Origin of the sequence: Streptosporangium sp. NPDC006013 (assembly GCF_040614275.1) — a bacterium.
Lineage (GTDB): Bacteria > Actinomycetota > Actinomycetes > Streptosporangiales > Streptosporangiaceae > Streptosporangium.
Map to the genome: position 1 here is coordinate 10,182 of NZ_JBEXUE010000071.1, position 19,569 is coordinate 29,750.

The 19,569-nt window shown below is 72.5% G+C and carries 7 protein-coding genes; 1 reads left to right on the top strand and 6 read right to left on the bottom strand.

Annotated features, from left to right (window positions below; genetic code table 11):
- Positions 1–31: 31 nt before the first annotated feature.
- The 4 genes from ABZ260_RS13950 to ABZ260_RS13965 are packed head-to-tail and all read right to left on the bottom strand — an operon-like array spanning position 32 to position 15,391.
- Positions 32–1,978 (bottom strand): Gfo/Idh/MocA family oxidoreductase, encoded by a 1,947-nt coding sequence (locus ABZ260_RS13950; protein WP_355616659.1) that lies wholly within the window; start codon positions 1,976–1,978, stop codon positions 32–34.
- Positions 1,975–3,141, bottom strand: a complete 1,167-nt coding sequence (locus ABZ260_RS13955) for a saccharopine dehydrogenase NADP-binding domain-containing protein (protein WP_355616661.1) — start codon at positions 3,139–3,141, stop codon at positions 1,975–1,977. Before ABZ260_RS13955 ends, ABZ260_RS13950 begins: the two co-directional genes overlap by 4 nt.
- Positions 3,138–8,648, bottom strand: a complete 5,511-nt coding sequence (locus ABZ260_RS13960; RefSeq protein WP_355616663.1) for an amino acid adenylation domain-containing protein — start codon at positions 8,646–8,648, stop codon at positions 3,138–3,140. Before ABZ260_RS13960 ends, ABZ260_RS13955 begins: the two co-directional genes overlap by 4 nt.
- Positions 8,645–15,391: an amino acid adenylation domain-containing protein gene (locus ABZ260_RS13965; RefSeq protein ID WP_355616665.1), complete on the bottom strand. Its 6,747-nt coding sequence runs from the start codon at positions 15,389–15,391 to the stop codon at positions 8,645–8,647. Before ABZ260_RS13965 ends, ABZ260_RS13960 begins: the two co-directional genes overlap by 4 nt.
- Positions 15,392–15,574: 183 nt before the next feature.
- On the opposite strand from ABZ260_RS13965, the gene ABZ260_RS13970 reads away from it, so the two are divergent.
- Positions 15,575–17,215 (top strand): (2,3-dihydroxybenzoyl)adenylate synthase, encoded by a 1,641-nt coding sequence (locus ABZ260_RS13970; protein WP_355616667.1) that lies wholly within the window; start codon positions 15,575–15,577, stop codon positions 17,213–17,215.
- Between the two features lie 82 nt (positions 17,216–17,297).
- Here the strand turns inward: ABZ260_RS13970 and ABZ260_RS13975 are convergent, their stop codons facing one another.
- Positions 17,298–18,860 (bottom strand): ATP-binding cassette domain-containing protein, encoded by a 1,563-nt coding sequence (locus ABZ260_RS13975; RefSeq protein ID WP_355616669.1) that lies wholly within the window; start codon positions 18,858–18,860, stop codon positions 17,298–17,300.
- Positions 18,857–19,569, bottom strand: a 713-nt coding sequence (locus tag ABZ260_RS13980; protein WP_355616671.1) for an ABC transporter permease subunit, incomplete at its 5' end; no start/stop codon positions are given. The genes ABZ260_RS13975 and ABZ260_RS13980, both read right to left, overlap by 4 nt.

Here is a 19,569-nt window from a genome sequence, read left to right on the forward strand (position 1 = left end):
CGTTGGCGAGGAGGGGAGAAAGAGAAGGGGGTCAGGGGACAGGGGAGACAACGACCGGCTGCCGGGTGAGCTCGGCCAGCGGCGGCGCACCGGGCCGGGTGGGCAGTAGCCGCGCGTGCAGCCCGGACTCCTCGGCCACGTGCCGCAGCCCGAAGGGAATCCAGCGGTAGGAGTCGTGCACCACGCGTAGCGGGATGTCCTCGTCGTCCCGGTACACCCGCCAGGTGGTGTACAGCCGCATCGTGGCGGAGTCGTCATGGTCGGGAGCGCCGGAGAACCACCATTCGTAGCGGTGGTGACCGGCTCGGGCGGTGGCCATCCGGGCCTCGGGAAGGACCAGAGGCCTTTCCACCCCCATGAGTTCGACGATGACGACACCCTTCGGGGACAGACGTCGCAGCAGGCGCTCCCACAGCCGTCGGCGTTGCCCGGCGTCCAGGTGGCCGAGTACACCGCACAGCAGGACGGCGCTGATGCGGTCGGGCAGCTCCAGCTCCGGAGCCGCGTCAGCGGTAATCGTCACCCTGGGGCGCAGGTACGGGTCGCTGAAGACGCGGCTGGTCAGGACGGCCCGCATGCCGGTGGCCGGTTCGCAGGCCAAGATCTCCGCGTCGGGCCGGGCCCGGGCGACGGCCTCGGTCAGCAGGCCGGTACCGGCTCCGATGTCGAGCACCGGTCCGTGCGAGAGGTCCGCGCCGGCCAGTGCCCGCGCGACGGCGGGGGCGCTCGCGCCGGCGGTGTGTTCGGTGGCGATGAGATCGAAGAACTCGGCCGACGGCGTGTACGGAAGCGCCGCCTTGGTGTCCGCGGACGACTCCGATGGGGGGACCGGCTGGGATCCGGTGTCGGCGGGGGGTTCGGGTGAGGAGATCGGTTCTCGCTCCTTGGCCGGGACCGGCGGAGCGGGAAACAGTTCGCCGGCCGGAAGGGGGCGTGGCACGGGAGGCCTGATGATCTGTGGCGGCCCGAGCCGTGCGGCCAGATCGGACCAGATACGGCACACCGTCAGGTCGTACTGCGCCGCCCGCAGGACGTCTTCGCCGTCGGCCACGGCCTCGCGCAGCCCGTCGAGCGCGCGGCCGACGGCCTGGGGCCACAACTCGGTGAACACCTCGCGGAACGTTTCGGTGCCGCCGACGACCGAGGTCGTCGTGAGGTCGAGGTCGTCGGTGCCCGGCCCTTCGAGCACGAACCGGCGGTCGGCGTCCCGGTTGACGTGCAGCCGTGGGCTCCACAGCAGCGGCCCGTGGGTGTCGGCCAGCGTGAGGACCCCGCCCTCGGTGCCCAGCGACACCCGATGCCAGTGCAGGGCGTGGTTGTCGCGGTCGGAGGGGTCGAGCTGGTGGTGGACCCGTACGGTCAGCGGTACCCCGCCGAGCACTCCCTGCAGGAGGCGGAACGGCTGTGTGCCGAAGTCCGCGGGCAGGGCCAAGGGGTCGGTGAACCGCCACGGGCGCAGCGAGCCGAGTGCCCGTCCGAGGATGTCCACCATCGGTTGCATCAGGTGGACGGGGGTGGCGGCGTCGACGAACAGCGGCTTTTGTCGGCCGGTGAGCCTGCGGGCGGCCTGGATGAACGCGCGCACCGGCTCGACGTGCGGGTAGTGCGTGTTGAGCCGGTACTGCACGCGGTGGCGGCGGGCGAGTTTCAGGCATTCGGTCAGCTCATCGAGATGAACGGGGTGTTCCTGCAGGACGTGGATGCCGCGGCCGATCAGGGCCTTGGCCAGTGCGGTTCCCTCTCCTGCCGATATCGATGAGCCGACCACGACGCACGCCGCGTCGATGTCGTCCGGTAGCCGGTCGACCTTGGTGTGGTGGGGGACGCCGAGGCGTCGCGCGTAGGCGCGGGAGGCGGCGGAGCCGCGGCTGAGGATCGCGGCCAGGGTGTAGCCGGGGTGGGCCAGGGCGGCTTCGGCGTAGAAGCGGCCGAAGTTGGTGCCGCAGACGACCACCCGCAGCGGGGGGTGCCCGTTCACAGGACGCCCTCCTCGGCCGGATCGTCGGCGCACGGCTCATCGGCGGACCTGGACAGCTCGAACCGCTCGACGGCCACGCCGCTGCGGAGCCGGTCGGCGACGGTGTCCGGGTCGAGCACGTCGCAGGCGAAGTGCACGCCGGGCGGGACGGTCGCGCGCAGGATCGCGTCTGCGGCCAGCGCCCCGACGGCGGCGGTGAGCCGGTAGCTGCTGGCGGTGCGTACCGTCAGCCGGCGCCGCGCGGGCCGGCCGGCCGTGGTGCCGGTCAGCTGGAAGTCGAGCACGTAGTAGGGCGTGCGTCCGGCCAGGTCGAGTTCGGCGGCCAGGATCAGCCGGGCGGCGAGTTCGCCGAGGTCGGCTCCCGCGGCGAGGCGGCCCGGCAACAGGTTCAGCAGGGCGCGTACCTGCGGGCCGGGGTGGACGTTGAACCAGTCCACCCGGTCCAGCCCGAGACGCGTGGCAAGGCGTTCGCTCTCGCCGCTGAGGAAGGGTTGCACGGCCACCCGGCCGGAAAAGCAGGGGATTTCGGCGTCCTCGACGGCCCGCAGCGCCCGGGAGGCCCGGCGCCCGCCGCGGACGGCGGCCAGCGGTTCTCCGTAGGCGGCGCCGTTCGCGCCGCCCGCGGTGAGGGAGAGCATCAGGTCGGTGGCCACGGTCGGGGAGCAGGACTCCAGGCCGCCGCAGTGAGCGGTCAACGCCGATACCTCGTCCAGGTCCTGGCGGGCGAGCCAGCGCGGCAGAATGGCGGACAAACCGGGCAGCGCTCCTGCGGACAGGATCACGGTCCGGCCCTCGCGGGCCGGGTCGCCGTCGTTGAGCAGGTCTTCGGCGGCCGGGTCGTCGCCGGCCACGTCGACGCAGTGCGCTCCGGCGGCCAGCGCGGCCGAGGCCACGGTGGCCCTGAGCCGGTAGGTCGGGCCGACGCAGTTGAGGACGACGTCGCATCCTTGTGCGAAGGCGGCCAGGCTCGCGGTGTCTTCGACGTCGGTCCGGACGATGTCACCGGTACCGGCGAGCTCCTGGTCGGCCACGGCCCGCAGCGCGTCCGCCCGGCGCCCGCCCAGACGCAGCGCGCCGTGGCCGAGGTCGCGCAGTTCGCGGACCGCGGCTCGGCCCACCGCGCCGGAGGCTCCCAGCACCCCGACGACCCGCGTGCCGGTCATCGGGTCACCGCGCCGTCGGTCAGCTCGGCGAGGATCTTCAGCACCGCGGGGGCGTGCTCGACCGACAGGCAGCTGAAATGGTCGCCGCCGATGTCGATGATCTCCAGATCGCCCAGGGTGAGCTCCTGCCAGTACTCGGTGACGGCGGCCTTGCTGCCGGGGAACGGGTAGGCGCCGTCGTGCCGCAGGAAGGTGATGTCGCCGGCGTACGGTTCGGCGGTGTAGCGGGTGATGGCGAAGACGCTTTGGCGGTAGGCGGAGAACAGCCGGGTCATGTGGTCCGGTTCGTAGTTGCCGGCCGAGGCGGGTACCGCCTCGCACATCCGGGCGATGCGCGTGGCGCGGGGTAGCGTGGCCAGGTTCCGGAAGCAGGCGGCGACGTCGGCGTACTTTCCGGTGAGGGCGGCGAGTCCGCCGTCGGGCAGGACGCCGGGGCTGGCGGCCAGCACGGCGTCGGTGGCGGCCGCCACCCGGTACTGGTCGTCGGGAAAGCCGAGGTCGGCCGGGTCGATGCCCATCATCACGGCGAAGGAGTACTCCGACAGCAGTTCGTCGTCGAGGCGGAACCTCGGGCTGTGGCTGCTGATGACCGTCAGGCTCTCCACCTGAGCGCCGGACTCGGACAGGTTGCGGGCCACCTCGGTGGCGATCAGGCCGCCCAGGCAGTACCCCACGACGTGAAAGCGCCTCCCGCCGCCCGCGGTCAGCGCGCGGGCGTAGTCGGCCGCGAGTTGCTCGATGAGTCCTTCGGGCGGGGCGGCCAGATAGCGGTCGAGGCCGGGGACCTCCAGGCCCACGACGTCGGCGACCCCTGGGGAGCGCCGCCTGATCTCGGTGACCAGCGCCCGGTACGGCATGATCGTCCCGGTTCCCGCGTGCACGAGGACGGTGGTGGGCTCGTCCGCCGAACGGGCGCCGTGCAGGTGGATGACGGGATCGACGGGCGCATCGGGCCGGTCGGCCGGAGACTCGCCGGTGAGGCCGTGCAGGAAGGCGGCGAGGCCGGCCACCGTCGGGCGCCGCAGCATGTGCCTCAGCACGACCTCCCACTCCAGGTCGGCGGCCTGCGGTATCCGCTCCCGCAGCCGGCCGACCATGCGGGCCACAAGCAGGGAGTCTCCGCCCAGGGCGAAGAAGTCGTCCGTGCGGCCGACGTGCTCCACGGCCAGCAGCTGCGCCCACAACTCGGCGAGCCTGCTCTCCAGTTCGTCCATCGGCCGCTCGTCGGCGGCCGGAGCCGCTTGCGCGCCCTCGCGGGGCAGCCAGGAGCGCAGCCGGTTGCGGTCGGTCTTGCCGTTGGCCGTGCGGGGCAGGGCGTCGACGATCTGCCACAGCGACGGAACCATGTACTCGGGCAGCCGGGTGGACACACCGCGCGTCAGCTCGCCCGCCGTGACGTGGGCGCGGTCGGCTTTCAGGCGGGCGAGGAAGAGTTCCTGGCCGGTGGCGGCCAGCGGGTCGCCCGGTTCCGGAAGCGAGATGACGTCCACCGCTCCGTGCCGGTCCAGCAGGTCCAGCCACTGCGGCCGGGTGAGGAAGGACTGCCCGTTGTGCGCCCTGTGGTCTGTCCAGGTGCGTCCGGCGACCTCCAGGAACTCCATGGACACCAGCAGCGGGTAGTGGTCGTCGCGGGTGTTCTCCACGAACACCAGGTGGCCGCCGGGCGCCAGCAGCTCACGAAGCCGGGCCAGTGCGGTCTCGGTGTTGGAGGCGGCGTGCAGGGTGTTGGCGCACACCACGACGTCGAAGGAGTTGGGGATGAATCCCTGGTCGCGGATGTCGTCGTCCACGTCGAGGCGTTCGTGGCGCACCCAGGGGTGGTCGGCGAAGCGCTCACGTGCCTCGTTGAGGAAGAACGCCGACGGGTCGGTGAACACGTAGTCCACGCCGTATTCGGCGAGGAGCGGCACCAGTTCGCCGGTCGTGCCGCCGACGCCGCCGCCGACCTCCAGCACGCGCAGCCGCTCCTCGCCCGCGTGGCCGGCGGCGATCTCCCGCACCGCGGCCACGAGGGCCCGGTTGAGGTGGCGGATGGCCAGGTTGTCACGGTAGGCGGCATCGGCGGCCTCCGTGGCCGCCCCGGGGAAGAGTAGCGCGCGGATGTCGAGGTCGCCTGCGATGAGTTCGGGCAGCCGGTCGGCGCAGGTGCGCATGACCCCGAGCAGTTCGGTGCTCCAGCCGACCTCTCGCTCCAGCGTGGTGGCCCGCTGCCAGGCGTGCTCCAGATCCGCCGCGGAGGTCGGGTGCAGCCCGCCGAAGGTCGCGGCGGCGTCGTCGTGCGACAGCCGGCCCCGGCTGGTGAGTGCGCGCAGCCAGCGGCGTACGACATGGCGGTGACGTGGGGTGGAGCGCAGCGCGGTGTAGATCTCCTCGGCGGTGTGCCCGGCGGTGCCGGCGAACAGCCCGGCGCCGGTGAGCACCCGGCTCATCACCGAGAGCGCGACCTCGTCGAGCGCATCGAGGAAGGCGGTCAGTCGTTTGGTGTCGATCTGCGCGGAGGCCTCGCGTACGGCGCGTGCCGCGGCCTGGCGCGCACGGGCGGCGGACGGGGGTGCGGGCTCGTCGGACCCGTGGTGTGCTGTTTCGACGAACGCGGCCAGGCGGCGCCCACCCGAGGCGGAGTCGTCGACCAGGACCGCCCCCACACCTACCGAGGGGTGTGCCTGTAGGGCGGCCTCGATCTCGGCGAGTTCCACCCGGTAGCCGCGGATCTTCACCTGGGCGTCTTCGCGGCCGAGGAACTCGATGTCCCCCTCAGGCAGGTAGCGGCCCAGGTCACCGGTGCGGTAGATCCGCTCACCGGTGGCCGGATCGGTGATGAAACGCTCCGCGGTGCGGGCCTGGTCGCCGAAGTAGCCCAAGGCCACTCCGGCTCCGCCGATGTACAGCTCGCCTGCGACCCAGTCGGGCCGGGGCTGCAGGGCGTGGTCGAGCACGGTGAGGCGCTGGTTGGTCAGCGGACGGCCGTAGGGGATGCTGGGCCGGTCGGTGTCCACCGCGCCGACGGGGTGTGCGATCGACCAGATGGAGCCCTCGGTGGCGCCGCCCAGGGAGATGACCTCCAGGCCGGGCAGGGTCGTCCGTGCCTCGTCGGGCAGGGTGACCGGGATCCAGTCGCCAGACAGCAGGGCCAGGCGCAGCGTGCCGTCTTGGCCGGGAGGCTCCGAGCGCAGCCAGTCGCAGAGCATCTGCAACTGGCCGGGCACCGAGTTCCACACCGTGATGTCGTGGGCGGAGATGAGGTCGGCCCAGTGAGAGGGGTCGCCGCGGCGTCCAGCCTCGGGTAGCACCAGGACGCCGCCTGCCGACAGCGGGCCGAAGAGGTCGTAGACCGACAGGTCGAAGCCCAGCGCGGCGATGCCGAGGACGCGGTCGTCGGCGGTGAGGGTGTAGCGGTGGTTGATGTCCTGGACCGTGTTCAGGGCGGCCCGGTGGCTGATCATCACCCCCTTGGGCGTGCCGGTGGAGCCGGAGGTGTAGATGATGTAGGCCAGATCGTCGGGGGCGGCGCGGCGCGCCGGGGCGGCGTTGGGTGCGGCGGCCTCGGGCAGCCGGTCCACCACGACGGCCGACACGCCGTCCGGTAGATCGTCGATCTCCGCCAGCCAGGACTGGGTCAGCACGGTGCGGACGGCGGCGTCGGCGAGGATCGTGTCGCGGCGGGCCGGGGGCTGCGCGGTGTCGACGGGCAGGTAGGCGCCGCCGGCCAGCAGCGTGCCCAGCACGGCGACGACCTGCTCCCAGCCCTTGTCCATCCAGACGGCCACCGGTTCGGCGGGGCGCAGCCCGGCTGCGACCAGCAGGTCGGCCACCTGCGCCGCCCGTCCGAGCAGCTGACGGTAGGTCAGGGTGCGGTCCGGGGACTGCACCGCGACCGCGTTGGGGGTGGCCAGGGTACGGGCCAGGAGCGGCTCGTGAAGCAGCGAGTCCGGCAACGGGCCCTGCGTCGCGTTGACCTCGGCCCGGCGGGCCGCCTGCGCCGCGGGCAGTTCGACGCGGGCCGGCTGCTCCCAGGCGTCCTCGGCTTCGGTGTCTTCGGCCGCCAGCAGTTCGACCAGCGTGACGTAGGCGCCGAACATGTCCTCGGCGACGCCGTCGGGCAGGGCGCCCTCGCGGATGTCCCAGGACATGACGAGCGTCTCGCCCCGCTCCATGACCTGGCAGTCCAGCCACACCTGCGGAGTCTGGGTGAGTGCGTAGGAGACCTCCGGCGGGATGCCGTCCGGTGCTCCGGCGCCGCCCAGGGCGCTGGTGAAGACGACCGGCATCAGCACGGGGGCGCCGGCCCGGCGCGACAACTCGGCCAGCACCTCCGAGCCGGTGAACAGCGGGTGTTGCAGGTCTTCCAGCAGTTGGGCGCCGGTCTTTCGGACCCGCTCGGTGAAGGAGGCCGGCGCGGTCAGGTCCACGGCGAGCAGCTCCACCGAGGTGAAGTCGCCGACGAGGCGGCCGATGTCCTCGTGCAGCGCCGGGCGGTCCACGGTCGGCACGTTGAGAGTGAAGCGCGCGGTGCGCGACCAGCGGCCGACGATTTCGGCGTACGCCGTGAGCAACACCGCCGAGACGGTCAGTCCACGCCGTCCGGCGCGCTCGGTCAGGCGCTGCCTGGCCTTCGCCGGCAGCAGCCGCTCCAGGCGGCGGAAACGGACGTCACCGTCATCTGGGTGTTCGGTGGCGGCCCAGGTCTCGGCGGTCGGCAGTTCCGGCGGGGGCGGCAGCTCCTCCAACCGTGCCGTCCAGTACTTTCGGTCCCGCAAGTAGGCGGGGGTGTCGGTCAGGGCTCGCCGGGCCAGGACGTAGTCCCGGAAGGTGATGCCGAGCGGGACCGGTGCGCCGGTGTCGTCGCGGTACAGGCGGTGGAACTCGGCCAGCAGGATGCGCAGGCTGGCGTGGTCGACGGTGAGCATGTCGAACGACAGGTGCAGCACGGCCCGCCCGGGGGCCCGGGTGATGTGCACGTCGAACAGCGGCCAGCGGTCGGTGGGCCCCCGGCGCAGTGACATCCTGGCGCGGGCGTCGTTCAGGGCGGCGTCGGCCTGCGCCGCGCCGGTGGTGTCGGTGACGGTGACGTGCAGCTCGGGGGTCTTCGGCAGCACCTGCTGGTATCCGTCGGTGTGGACGACCGCGCGCAGCATGTCGTGTCGTTCGATCAGGCTCTGCCAGGCGGCGGTGACGCGGTCTGTGTCGAGTTCGGGGTAGTCCAGCTCGACGTAGGCGTGGCAGGCGACACCGCCGTAGGCGTAGGCGTCGGCCCGGCCGATCAGGTAGGCGGCCTGGATGCCCGTCAGGGGGAAGGCGTCGTGGCGGCCGGTCTCGTCGTGTTGCAGGGGGCGGTTCTCCTGCGTGTCGGCCAGGTGCCGCAGGATCGCGTCCTTGTGGGCGCGCAGCTCGGCGCGTCGCTCGTCGGTGAGGAAGCCCTTGGGGGCCCGGAAGCGTAGTTGCCCGTCCTGGGCCCACAGGAGCACGCCGTCACGTGCGTATCCGGCCAGCAGCTCGGTGATGTTCACAGTTCTCCGATTTCGATGTCGGTCGCGCCGGCGACCGTTGCGGTGATCTCCGCGCCGATCGCGGCAATGGTCGGTGCGGCCAGGAGGGTGCGGATCGTGATGCCGGCCCCGAAACGGCGTTCGATCGCTGACACCAGGCGGATCGCGGACAGGCTGTCTCCGCCGGTGGTGAAGAAGTCGGCGTTGCGGTCCAGCGCCGAACCGGGCAGCTGGGCGTCCCACAGCCCGGCGAGGGCGGTCTCCACCTCCCCCTGGGGCGGCTCGGCATCGGCCGAGGGGATGTCCCGGGCGGCCAGCAGGGCCAGCGCGGCGCGGTCGACCTTGCCGTTGGCGGTCAGCGGTAGCGCGGGAAGCAGCAGCACCCGGGAGGGCACGGCGTAGGCGGCCAGGCGCTCACCGAGCCAGTGATGGAGCCGGTCGAGGAGCCGCGTCGTGTCCGGGCCGGGGGCGTCGTGGCCGGCGGGGGGATCGTCGGGGAGCTCGCGGGGAACGGCGAAGGCGACCAGCCGCCGGGCGGTGCGCTCTCCCGCGGCCACCACGGCGGCCCGGGAGACGTCCGGGTGGGCTTCGAGGGCCGCCTCGACCTCGCCGGCCTCGATGCGATGCCCGGCGATCTTCAGCTGGTTGTCCAGCCGGCCGAGGAACTCCAGGAGCCCGTCTGACCGGTAGCGGCCCAGGTCGCCGGTGCGGTACCAGCGCTGTCCGTCGTGGGTGGGGAACTTCTCCACGGTGCGGCGCGGATCGCCCAGGTATCCCATGGCCAGCCCCGCGCCGCCGATCCACAGTTCGCCGGCCGTCCAGTCGGGGCAGTCGCGGCCGAAGCCGTCGACGACGCGGTAGCGCTGCCCGGTCAGCGGGCGCCCGTAGGGGATGGACGCCCAGCTGGGGTCCACCTTCTCGACGGTGAGGGTGTTGGACCACACCGACGCCTCGGTCGCGCCGCCCATGGCGACGAACCGGCAGGGCCGCGCGGTGAGTGCCCGCAACCGGCCCGGCAGGTCCAGGCCGATCCAGTCGCCGGAGATCAGCGCGACGCGCAGTCCTCGCAGTGCTCCGGTGTCGGCTACGGCGTGCTCCGCCGCGTCCAGGAGGAGGTCCAGGAGCGCCGGCACGGTGTTCCACACCGTCACGTCGTGGCGGTGCACGAGTTCGGGCCACCGCTGGGGTTCGTGTCGGAGCTCGTCAGTGGGCAGCAGCAGTGAGCCACCGGCAGACAGCAGCCCGAAGATGTCGTAGACCGACAGGTCGAAGTCCAGCGCGGACAGCGCGAACACGCGGTCATCGGGGCCGATGTCGTGGCGCGTTCCGATGTCGGCGATGGTGTTCCAGGCCGCGGCGTGGGAGATCTTCACTCCCTTGGGTTCACCCGTCGACCCGGACGTGAAGATCACGTAGGCGAGCGTCTCGACCGGCACATGACGTGCTCGCTCCAGTGGTTCATGGTTCAGCGACTCCTGAAGGGACATCACCTGGTGTGCCCCGGTGTCGTCCGGCGTGTCGGCCTGCGGTGGTGCGGGCCGTTCGCCGAGGGTCAGGCCGATTCCCGCGGCGGTTCGTATCCGGTCGCGGCGGGCGGCAGGCTGGTCCAGGCCGACCGGAACGTAGGCCGCGCCGGCGGCCAGAACGCCCAGCACGGCCATGATCTGCTCGGGCCCCTTGGGCAGGCTGATTGCGACGAGGTCGCCTGGCCGCACGCCGCGCTCCAGCAGGGCGGCGGCGGTGCGCAGCGCCCCGTCGGCGAGCGCGCCGTAGCTGGTGGTGCCGCCCTCGGAGGTGACCAGTGCCGTCCGGTCCGGTTCGGCGGCGGCGCGTTCGAAGAACGCCTCGTGCAGGAGCCGGGGTGTGACGGGGTCGCCCTCCTCCTCCAGCGCCACCGCCGTACGCCGCTGCCGCTGCGCGGCGGGCAGCAGGTCCGGGATCGGTGCCGTCCAGTCGCCGTCGGCCAGGTGGTGGATCAGCCGGGTGTGGGCGGCGAACATGGCGTCGAGCACGCCGTCGCTGAACAGTTCCTCCACCGCGTCCCAGGTGACGACCAGCTCGCCCGATTCCTCGGTGACCTGGTTGTCCAGGATGACCTGGGGGGATTGGGAGATTCCCCATACCTTGCGCGGGAAGCCTGAGGCCGGGTCGGACAGTCCGGCGTCGCCGACGCCGAGCGCGCTGGTGAACACCACCGGCGCGGCGGCGTCAAGGGTGCCGGCACGGCGGGCGAACTCCCGCAGCAGCCAGGCGATCGGCACATCCTGGTGGTCGAGGTCCTCGGCCTGCCGCTGCTGCAGCGCAGCGGCGGCAGGCAGCCAGCCGCCGCCGGAGCGGCGGTAGGCGGCCAGGGACAGGGAGGTGAAGTCTCCCAGGACGCGGTGGACGTGCGGGTGCACCTCGCGCCGGTTGAACAGGGTCAAGGTGAGGGTGAGGGCGTCGGTTCCGCTCCAGGTCGCCAGGACCTCCCCGTAGGCGGCGAGCAGCACGGTGGACGGCGTCAGGCCGTGCCGGGCGGCGCGCTCCTTGACGGTGCGCCAGGCGGTGGCGTCCAGGCGCAGCTGCCTGCGGGTGAACCTGGGCGTCTCGAGCAGCGCCGGATTGCGGTCCAGGGGCAGGGTGGGGACGGGGGGCAGTTCCTCCAGCCGTGCCTGCCAGTGGGCGCGGGCCCGTTCGGTGGAGCGGGGGTCGGCCGGAAGCTGGGTGAGGTAGTCGCGAAACGACAGCTCGACCGCCGGCAGCGAGGTTTCGGGGTCGGCGTACAGGGCGTTGAGCTCGGCGTACATGGTGGTGATCGACAGTGCGTCCAGGACGAGGTAGTCCAGGCCGACGGCGAGCCTGGTCCGGACCGATCCCGAGGGGCCGGGGTAGCGCACCGCCGCGACGGCGAAGAGCGGCCAGCGGCCGGGGTCGCGGACCTGGCGGGACATCCGCTCGCGCAGGGCGGCGAGGGCCTCGTCGGCTCCGGCGGCGTCGCTCTCCTGGCAGTCGATCCGATACGGTGCGACGGTCTCCAGCACCTGTTGCGTGCCCTCTCGTACGACGGCGCGCAGCATGCCGTGCCGTCGGATGAGGGTCTGCCAGGCCCGCTCCAGCCGTCCCAGGTCGACCTGCGCGCCGTCGAACTCGCTGTAGTGCCAGGTTCCGACGCCGCCGAGGGTGAAACCGGGGTCGCGTCCGGTGTGGTAGGCGGCTTGGACATCGGTGAGGGCGAAAGGCTCGTAGGCGTGGCCAGGGTCAGACGAGAGGACGGTGGTCGGTGCGGTGTCCGGGCCGGGGGTGCCGGGCCGCAGTGTCAGCAGCGCGGAGAATTCCCGAAGAACCGGGTTGGCGAAGAGCGCGGCCACGCGGGCCCCGCCGACGCCGGCGGCGCGCAGCCGGCCGATCATGCGGGTCGCGATGAGCGAGTCGCCGCCGAGCGCGAAGAAGCCGTCACCGCGGCTCACGTCGCGCACCCCGAGGAGTTCGGCCCACACACCCGCGACCACGGTCTCCACCGGGCCGGACGGGGCCTGCGCCGCTACGGGGCGCTCGCGTGCGGAGGTCGTCAGGACACGCCGCACGGCCGCCCGGTCGAGCTTGCCGTTGGAGGTGAGCGGCATCGTGTCCATGACCAGGACATGCTCGGGAAGCATGTAGGCGGGCAGTTGTTCGGCCGCCCGGCTCCGCAGGAGGCCGGGGTCGGGGCGGCCGCCCGTGGGCGATATGACCGACACGGCCGCCGCCAGGCGGCGGACCGGGGTCTCCAGCACGGTGGCCACCGCGTGCAGCACGTCCGGATGTTCTTCCAGTGCCGCTTCGACCTCGCCGAGTTCGATGCGGTGCCCGCCGATCTTCACCTGGTGGTCGGCGCGGCCGAGGAACTCCAGGACACCGTCCGGCCGGTAGCGGGCCAGGTCCCCGCTGCGGTACCAGCGGTCGCCGTCATGCTCGACGAACCGGGACGCGGTGCGCTCAGGATCGCCGCGGTAGCCGGTGGCGACGCTTGGGCCGCCGATCCACAGCTCACCGGGCACCTGGTCGGGGCAGTCGCGTCCGCGCCCGTCCACGACGCGGGCCCGCATGTTGCGCAGCGGCACGCCGTAGGGGATGGACCTCCACGAGGGGTCGACCTCGTCGACCTCGAAGACGGTGGAGTGCACGGCGGCCTCCGTCATGCCGCCGAGGGCCACGAAGCGGCAGCCGGGGACGAGGGCGCGCAGCCGGGCGGGCTGGTCGAGCCCGACCCAGTCGCCGCCGAGCAGGACCAGGCGCAGCGTGCCGCCGAGTCCGGCGTCCCCGCCCGCCGCCATGAGCAGGTCCAGCAGTGCGGGAACGCACTGGACGATGCTGACTTTGTGCTCGCGGACGAGGTGTGCCCAGTGGTGGGCGTCGCGCCGGTGCTCCTGGCCGACGACGACCACCTGCCCGCCGACGGACAGCGGGGCGAAGATGTCGTAGGTGGCGAGGTCGAAGTCGAGGGCGGAGATCGCCAGCGTGCGGTCGCCGGGACCGACGCCGAACTGATCCCCCATCGCGTCGACGGTGTTGACGATGGCGCGGTGTGACACCTCCACCCCCTTGGGCAGCCCGGTCGAGCCGGAGGTGAAGAGCAGGTATGCGGCACTGTCCGGTCCGGGGTGGGCGACGGGCCCGGGGGGGAGTTCCTCGGCGTCGGCCAGGCGCAGCACGGCTACTTCGGGCAGATCGGCGCATAGATGGGCGTGAGCGTCGTCGGTGAGCACGACGGCCGCGCCGGCCATGGCGTGGATGCGGCTGCGCCGGACCGCGGGCTGCTCCACCCCGACGGGCGCGTAGGCGGCTCCCGCGGCGAGCACCCCGAGGACGGCGGCGATCTGGGCGGTGCCCTTGGGCAGGGTGATGGCCACGGTGTCGCCCTCCCGCACACCGTGGTGTCGCAGCAGGGTCGCCACCTTCCGTGCCACCAGGGCGAGTTCGGCGTACGTCAGCGCGGATCCGTCCTCTCCGACGACGGCGACGCGGCCGGGCCGCTCGTCGGCGAGCCGGAAGAAGCGCGTGTGCAGAACGTGGCCGGGCTGCGGGGCCGCAGGCAGGGCGGCGACGGCGCGGACCGCGAGCCGGTCGGCGGCCAGCAGCGGTCCGACGGGCAGCAGCCAGGCCTCTGAGGTGGTGAGGAGGTCGGTGACCAGGCGGCGGTAGGCGTCGAAGGCCGCGTCCGGCACGCCGGGGGCGAGCACTCCGTCGCGGACGTCCCAGTTGAGAAGGAGTCCGCCGTCGAGTTCGGTGACCTGGGCGTCCAGGAAGACCTGGGGGCCCTGGGAGATGATCCACACCGGGCGGCCGAAGGTCGCCTGGACGTCCGGTTCGAAGATCTCGCCCAGGCCGATGGCGCTGGTGTAGACGACGGGCGCGAGGACGGGGGCGCCTTCAAGGCGCGCGAGGTCGCGCAGCACCTCGACGCCGCCGTACGCGCCGTGAGCGACCCCCGCCTGCAGACCGTCCTGCAGCCGCCGGGCTTGTTCGGTGAAGGGCAGGGCGGCGCTCATGTCCGCGTCGAGCAGGACGGAGCCGCTGAAGTCACCGATGAGCCCGGCGACGTCGGGGGTGAGCATCTCCCGGTCGAACAGCGGAAGGTTGAGCAGGAAGCGGTGGGTGTCGCTCCAGGCGGCGATGACCTCGGCGAACGCGGTGGCCAGGGCGGCCGCGGGGGTGATGCCGTGCAGGCGTGCCCGTGCCAGGAACGCGGCCTTGGCGTCGGGGTCCAGCCAGTGGTGCAGACGCCTGGAGTGGGTGAGCGCGGAGTCGGCCGCGGACACGGGCCGCAGCGGATCCACCGTCGTGGGCAGCCGGGGCGCCCGGGGAAGATCGGGGAGCCGGTCGCGCCACCACCGGGCGGCCCGCTCGCGTTCTGGGCCACGACGCCGGGCGTGTTCGGCCAGGTAGCGGCCGTAGTCGAGGCTGAAGGCGGGCAGTGGCCTGTCGGGGCGCTCATACAGCCGGTGCAGATCGGTGAGCAGGACGCGCAGGCTCAGCGCGTCGCCGGCCATCATGTCCAGGTCGAGCTGGAGCCTGGTTCGCCCGCCGGGCAGCAGGCACAGGGAGACCCGGAAGACCTCGCCCGCCGCGATGTCCAGGCGGCCGTGGGTGTGGCGCTCGCGCAACGTCTCCAGGGTGTCGGTGACATCGTCGGCGGGCAGCTCCCGCAGGTCGTGGACGACCAGGCCGGTGCCGGGCGCGCCGTAGTGCTGGCGGCCCTCGTCGTCGAAGCGGACCCGCAGCATGCCGTGCCGCTCGCTCAGAGTGCGCAGCGCCTGGTCGAGCCGTACGGGGTCCACCCTCTCGCCGTCGAGTTCGACGTAGAAGTGGGCGGCGACGCCGCCCAGCGGCTGGCCGTCCTGCCGGCCGATCCAGTAGGCGTGCTGCATCGTCGCCAGCGCGAACGGCGCCTCCTCGTCGTAACCGGGGTCCGGGGGGAGGGCGGGGGAGGGCATGTCGGTGGAGGCCTGCTGTGCCTTCTCTGTCAGCAGGGTGCTCCAGGAGCCGAGCACCGGGTCCTGGACCAGGTCCCGGAAGGTGACGGCGATACCGCGGCGGCGCCACTCGCCGACGAGTTTCATCACGGTGAGGGAGTCGAGTCCGAGCTCGAACAGGTCGCGCTCCTGGTCGATCTCGTCCGCCGGTATCTCCAGCGCCTGAGCGACCGCCTCGCGTACGTCGTCCGGCGCGAAGGCCGGTGCGGGCGCATGCGAAGGCGGCTCTGCGGGGTTCGACGTCTGTTCTGGGACGGAGTGTTCGTCACTCAAGGGTGGGTTTCCCTCCGGTGTGGGCTCTCGGATGTTCGTGGTGCTTGCCCGTGGCGTTGTGTCAGCGGAAGGGCGTGCCGATGGAGCAATATAGTAGAAATGGTTATCATTTCTACTCGTGCATCCTAAACGGATGAACGAGGCACATGCCACTCCCAGCGGGAGACGACGAAGGGGATCGCCATGACCCAGACCCAGACCCAGACCCATCCGGTCTGGCCGGACGCCGACGCGGAGCGTTACCGCCGCGCCGGCTACTGGAGTGGCCGGACATTCGGCGCGCACCTACGTGACTGGGCCGCGCAGCGCCCGCAGCGAACCGCGCTCGTCGACGGCGAGCGCCGCTGGACCTACGCCCACCTGGACGCCGAGGCGAACCGGCTCGCGCGCGGACTGCGGCGGCTGGGCCTGCGCAAAGGCGACCGTGTCGTGGTCCAACTGCCCAACTGCGCGGAGTTCGTCCAGCTCTGGTTCGCCCTTCAACGCCTCGGCGCGGTACCCGTCCACGCCATGCCGGGACACCGCCGCGCCGAGATCGGCCACCTGGTCCGCATCTCGGGCGCGGTGGCCTGCGTCATCCCCGACCGGCACGCCCGCTTCGACCACCGCGGGCTGCTCCGCGACATCCTCACCGACCAGGCGGGAAGCGGCACGCTACGCCACGTGGTGGTGGTCGGCGACCCGGGCGCGCATCGAGACTTCACGCGTTTCGAAGACCTGATGAACGACGACTCACCCGTCGCGATCGAGCAGGAGGATCCCGTCGCCGGCGACCTGGCGTTGCTGTTGCACTCCGGCGGCACCACCGGCCTGCCCAAACTCATCCCGCGCACCCACGACGACTACGCCTACAACGCCCGCGCCGCCGCCGAGATCTGCGGGCTCGACGAGGACTCCGTCTATCTCGCCGTCCTGCCGATCGCCTTCAACTTCACGCTGGCCTGCCCCGGCGTGCTGGGCACTTTGGCCGCCGGCGGTACCGTCGTCGTGTCGCCCGATCCGAGCCCGCAGACCGCCTTCGCGCTGATCGAGCGCGAGCGCGTGACCATCACCTCGCTCAGCCCGCCCCTGATCCCGTACTGGATGGAGGAAGGTGCCCGCGGCGGAGCGGACCTCGACAGCCTCAGGGTGCTCCAGGTCGGGGGAGCGCGGCTTGCCGACGACATCGCCCGCAAACTCGGCCCCGCGCTGGGCGTGACGGTCCAGCAGGTCTTCGGCATGGCCGAGGGACTGATCAGCCTCACCCGCCTGGAGGACTCCGAGGATCTCATCTGCACCTCCCAGGGGCGCCCGATCTGCCCGGACGACGAGGTCCTCATCGTCGGCCCCGACGGCCGGCCCGTCGCCGACGGTCTCCCCGGCGAACTGCTCACCCGGGGCCCCTACACCCTGCGCGGCTACTACCGTGCGCAGGAGCACAACCACGTCGCCTTCACCCCCGACGGCTTCTACCGCAGCGGGGACGTCGTACGCCGGCTTCCCTCCGGCCACCTGGTCGTCGTCGGACGGATCAAGGACCAGATCAACCGCGGCGGCGAGAAGATCGCAGCGACCGAGGTGGAGGAGCACCTGCTCACCCACCCGGCGGTCACGGAGGCGGCGCTGGTCGGGGTTCCCGACGAGAAGTGGGGCGAGCGGTCGGTGGCGTTCCTGGTCTGCGCCGGGCCGACCCCGGGGACGCGGGAACTGGCCGCCTTCCTCAGAGGGCGCGGGCTGGCGGAGTACAAGGCACCCGACCAGGTGGTGGGAATCGCGGCCATGCCGCTGACCGCGGTCGGAAAGATCGACAAGAAGGCCCTGGCCGGGACGCTCTCACCGGCATGACAGGGCAGGGAAGGGGAGAGGGCGGCCCGTGCCCCCTCCCCTCACGCGCCTGCGGCGTCTCCTTCGCCTCTGCCTCCTGCGGCTACCCCGGGTCTCGTACCGGGCCCACACGGGAGCAGCCAACCAGTTCCCGTGTCACCGCGTGCTCCGGCCGGTCGAACACCCGGCCCGGTGGGCCCGACTCGACCACCCGCCCGCCGTCCAAGACGACGACCCGGTCCGCGTACCGCGCCACCTCGGTCAGGTCATGGGTCACCAGCAATACCGTCAGACCCAGCGTCCGGCGCAACGAGGTCAGCAGGTCCAGGACACCGGCCCCGATCTCCGGGTCCAACGCCGAGGTGATCTCGTCACAGACCAGCACCTGCGGCGCACCGGCCAGGGCCCGCGCCAGGTTGACCCGCTGGCGCTCCCCGCCGGACAACTCGCCTGGCCGGCGTGACAGGATCGCCGGCGCCAGGCCGACCAGCCCGAGCGTCCTGCCGGCCTCGGCGGCGGCCTCCTCGGCTGACATTCCCCGCAGGCCGGTCAGCGGCCGCATCAGGGCGGTCCGCACGGACTCTCGCGGATTGAGCGCCCCACGGGAGTCCTGGGCCACCAACTGCACCGCACGGCCGCGCCCCGAAGCCACAGGCGGCCCGTCGAACCCGTCCCTCCAGCCGGTCGTGCCCCGCACCGCGCGATGCAGGCCGACCAGACAGCGGGCAAGCGTGGTCTTGCCGGAACCGGACGGCCCCACCACAGCTGTGCACGTGCCGGCGGGGACGGTCAGCGAGACCTCGTGCAGGACGACTCTGCGGCCGTGCGCGGCCGACAGATCGCATACCCGCAGCTCGCCCCGGTTCTCGCCAACGGCCGTCCGGGAAGTCCCGGCATCCGCACGGTCGGCGGGCGCGGTGACGTGCGGCCCGACCAGCAGTACCGTCCGCGGCGGACCGGAGGCGGTGATCCGCCCGTCGTCCAGCCGGATCACCTCGTCCGCCAGCGCCGCGACCCAATCCGGGTCATGACTGACCAGCACCGCCGTGCGGTCACCGTCTCGCACCAGTTCGGTCAGCAGTTCACGCATCTGGTGGGCCAGCACGGTGTCCAGGCTGCCCGTCGGCTCGTCCAGGACCAGCAGCCGCGGCCTGCCCGCCAGGGCGGCCGCGAGTGCCACCCGCTGCGCCTGCCCGCCGGAGAGCTGATGGGGACGGCGCCGCAGAAACGCCCTGTCGGCCGGCAGCCGCACCGACGACAGCAGCGACCGGACCTGCCCGGCGACGTCGGAGAGTCCGGGTGAGCGCAGCCGTACCGCCTCCGCGACCTGTGCCCCGATCCGTAGCGCGGGGTTGAGGGAGGCCGCCGGATCCTGCCCCATGAACGACACCACCCGGCCACGCAACCGGCGGGCTCCCGACCGGTCGAACGGATCGAGACCGGCCACCCGCACCGTGCCGGAGCGCCGTTCCAGGCCGGGGCGCACGTGGCCGAGCAGGCTCAGCGCCAGGCTGCTCTTGCCGGAGCCTGACCGCCCGATCACCCCCAGCACCCGCCCGGAGGCGAGGGTCAGCGTCGCCTCCCGCAGAACGGGGAGGCCGCCGCCGACCGGGGCCAGCGTCAGCCCCGTGACGCGGAGCAGTTCCTCGCCGTCCGCGGTGGTCATCGCCGCTCCCCGGATGCCGCGTCGGCGAACCAGTCGGCCAGCAGGCCGACGCAGACCGAGAGCAGCACGATCAACAGGGTGGGCGCCAGGAAGGGCGCGACCGTCAGAGAGGCGCCGGATATGTTCTCGTTGATCATGCGTCCCCAGTTCGGGGCCGGCGCGCCGCGGCCGAGGCCGAGGAAGCCGGCGGTAGCGGTGAGGTGAACGGACGCAACCAGCCGCAGGGCCGTGTCCGCCAGTGCCGGTCCGGCGATGTTGGGCAGTATGTCGTGGCCCAGCACGGCCCATCTGCTGTCGCCACGGGCATACGCCGCCTCCGCGTAGCCGGTGACGACGACCTGCCGGGTGGCCGCGCGCAGCACACGTACCGAGAACGGAGTGGTGGCCAGGGCGACGGCGGCCACAACCGCCAAATCGCTGCCGGGGAAACCGGCCGCCAGCACGAGAATGAGCAACAGCGCGGGAAGCACCGCCAAAGCGTCCACGAGCCGCAGCACGAGATCGCCGACACGGCGGGGCGCGAGCCCCGTCAACACACCCGCGGCCATTCCCGCGGCTCCGGCGACCAGCGTCGCGCCGAGCCCGGTGAGGACGATCACCCGCCCTCCCCACAGCACGCGGCTCAGCACGTCCCGGCCCAGGACGTCGGTACCCAGCAGATGGATGCCGTCCGGTGACCGAAAGGGCATCCCCAGCTGCTCGGTCGGGC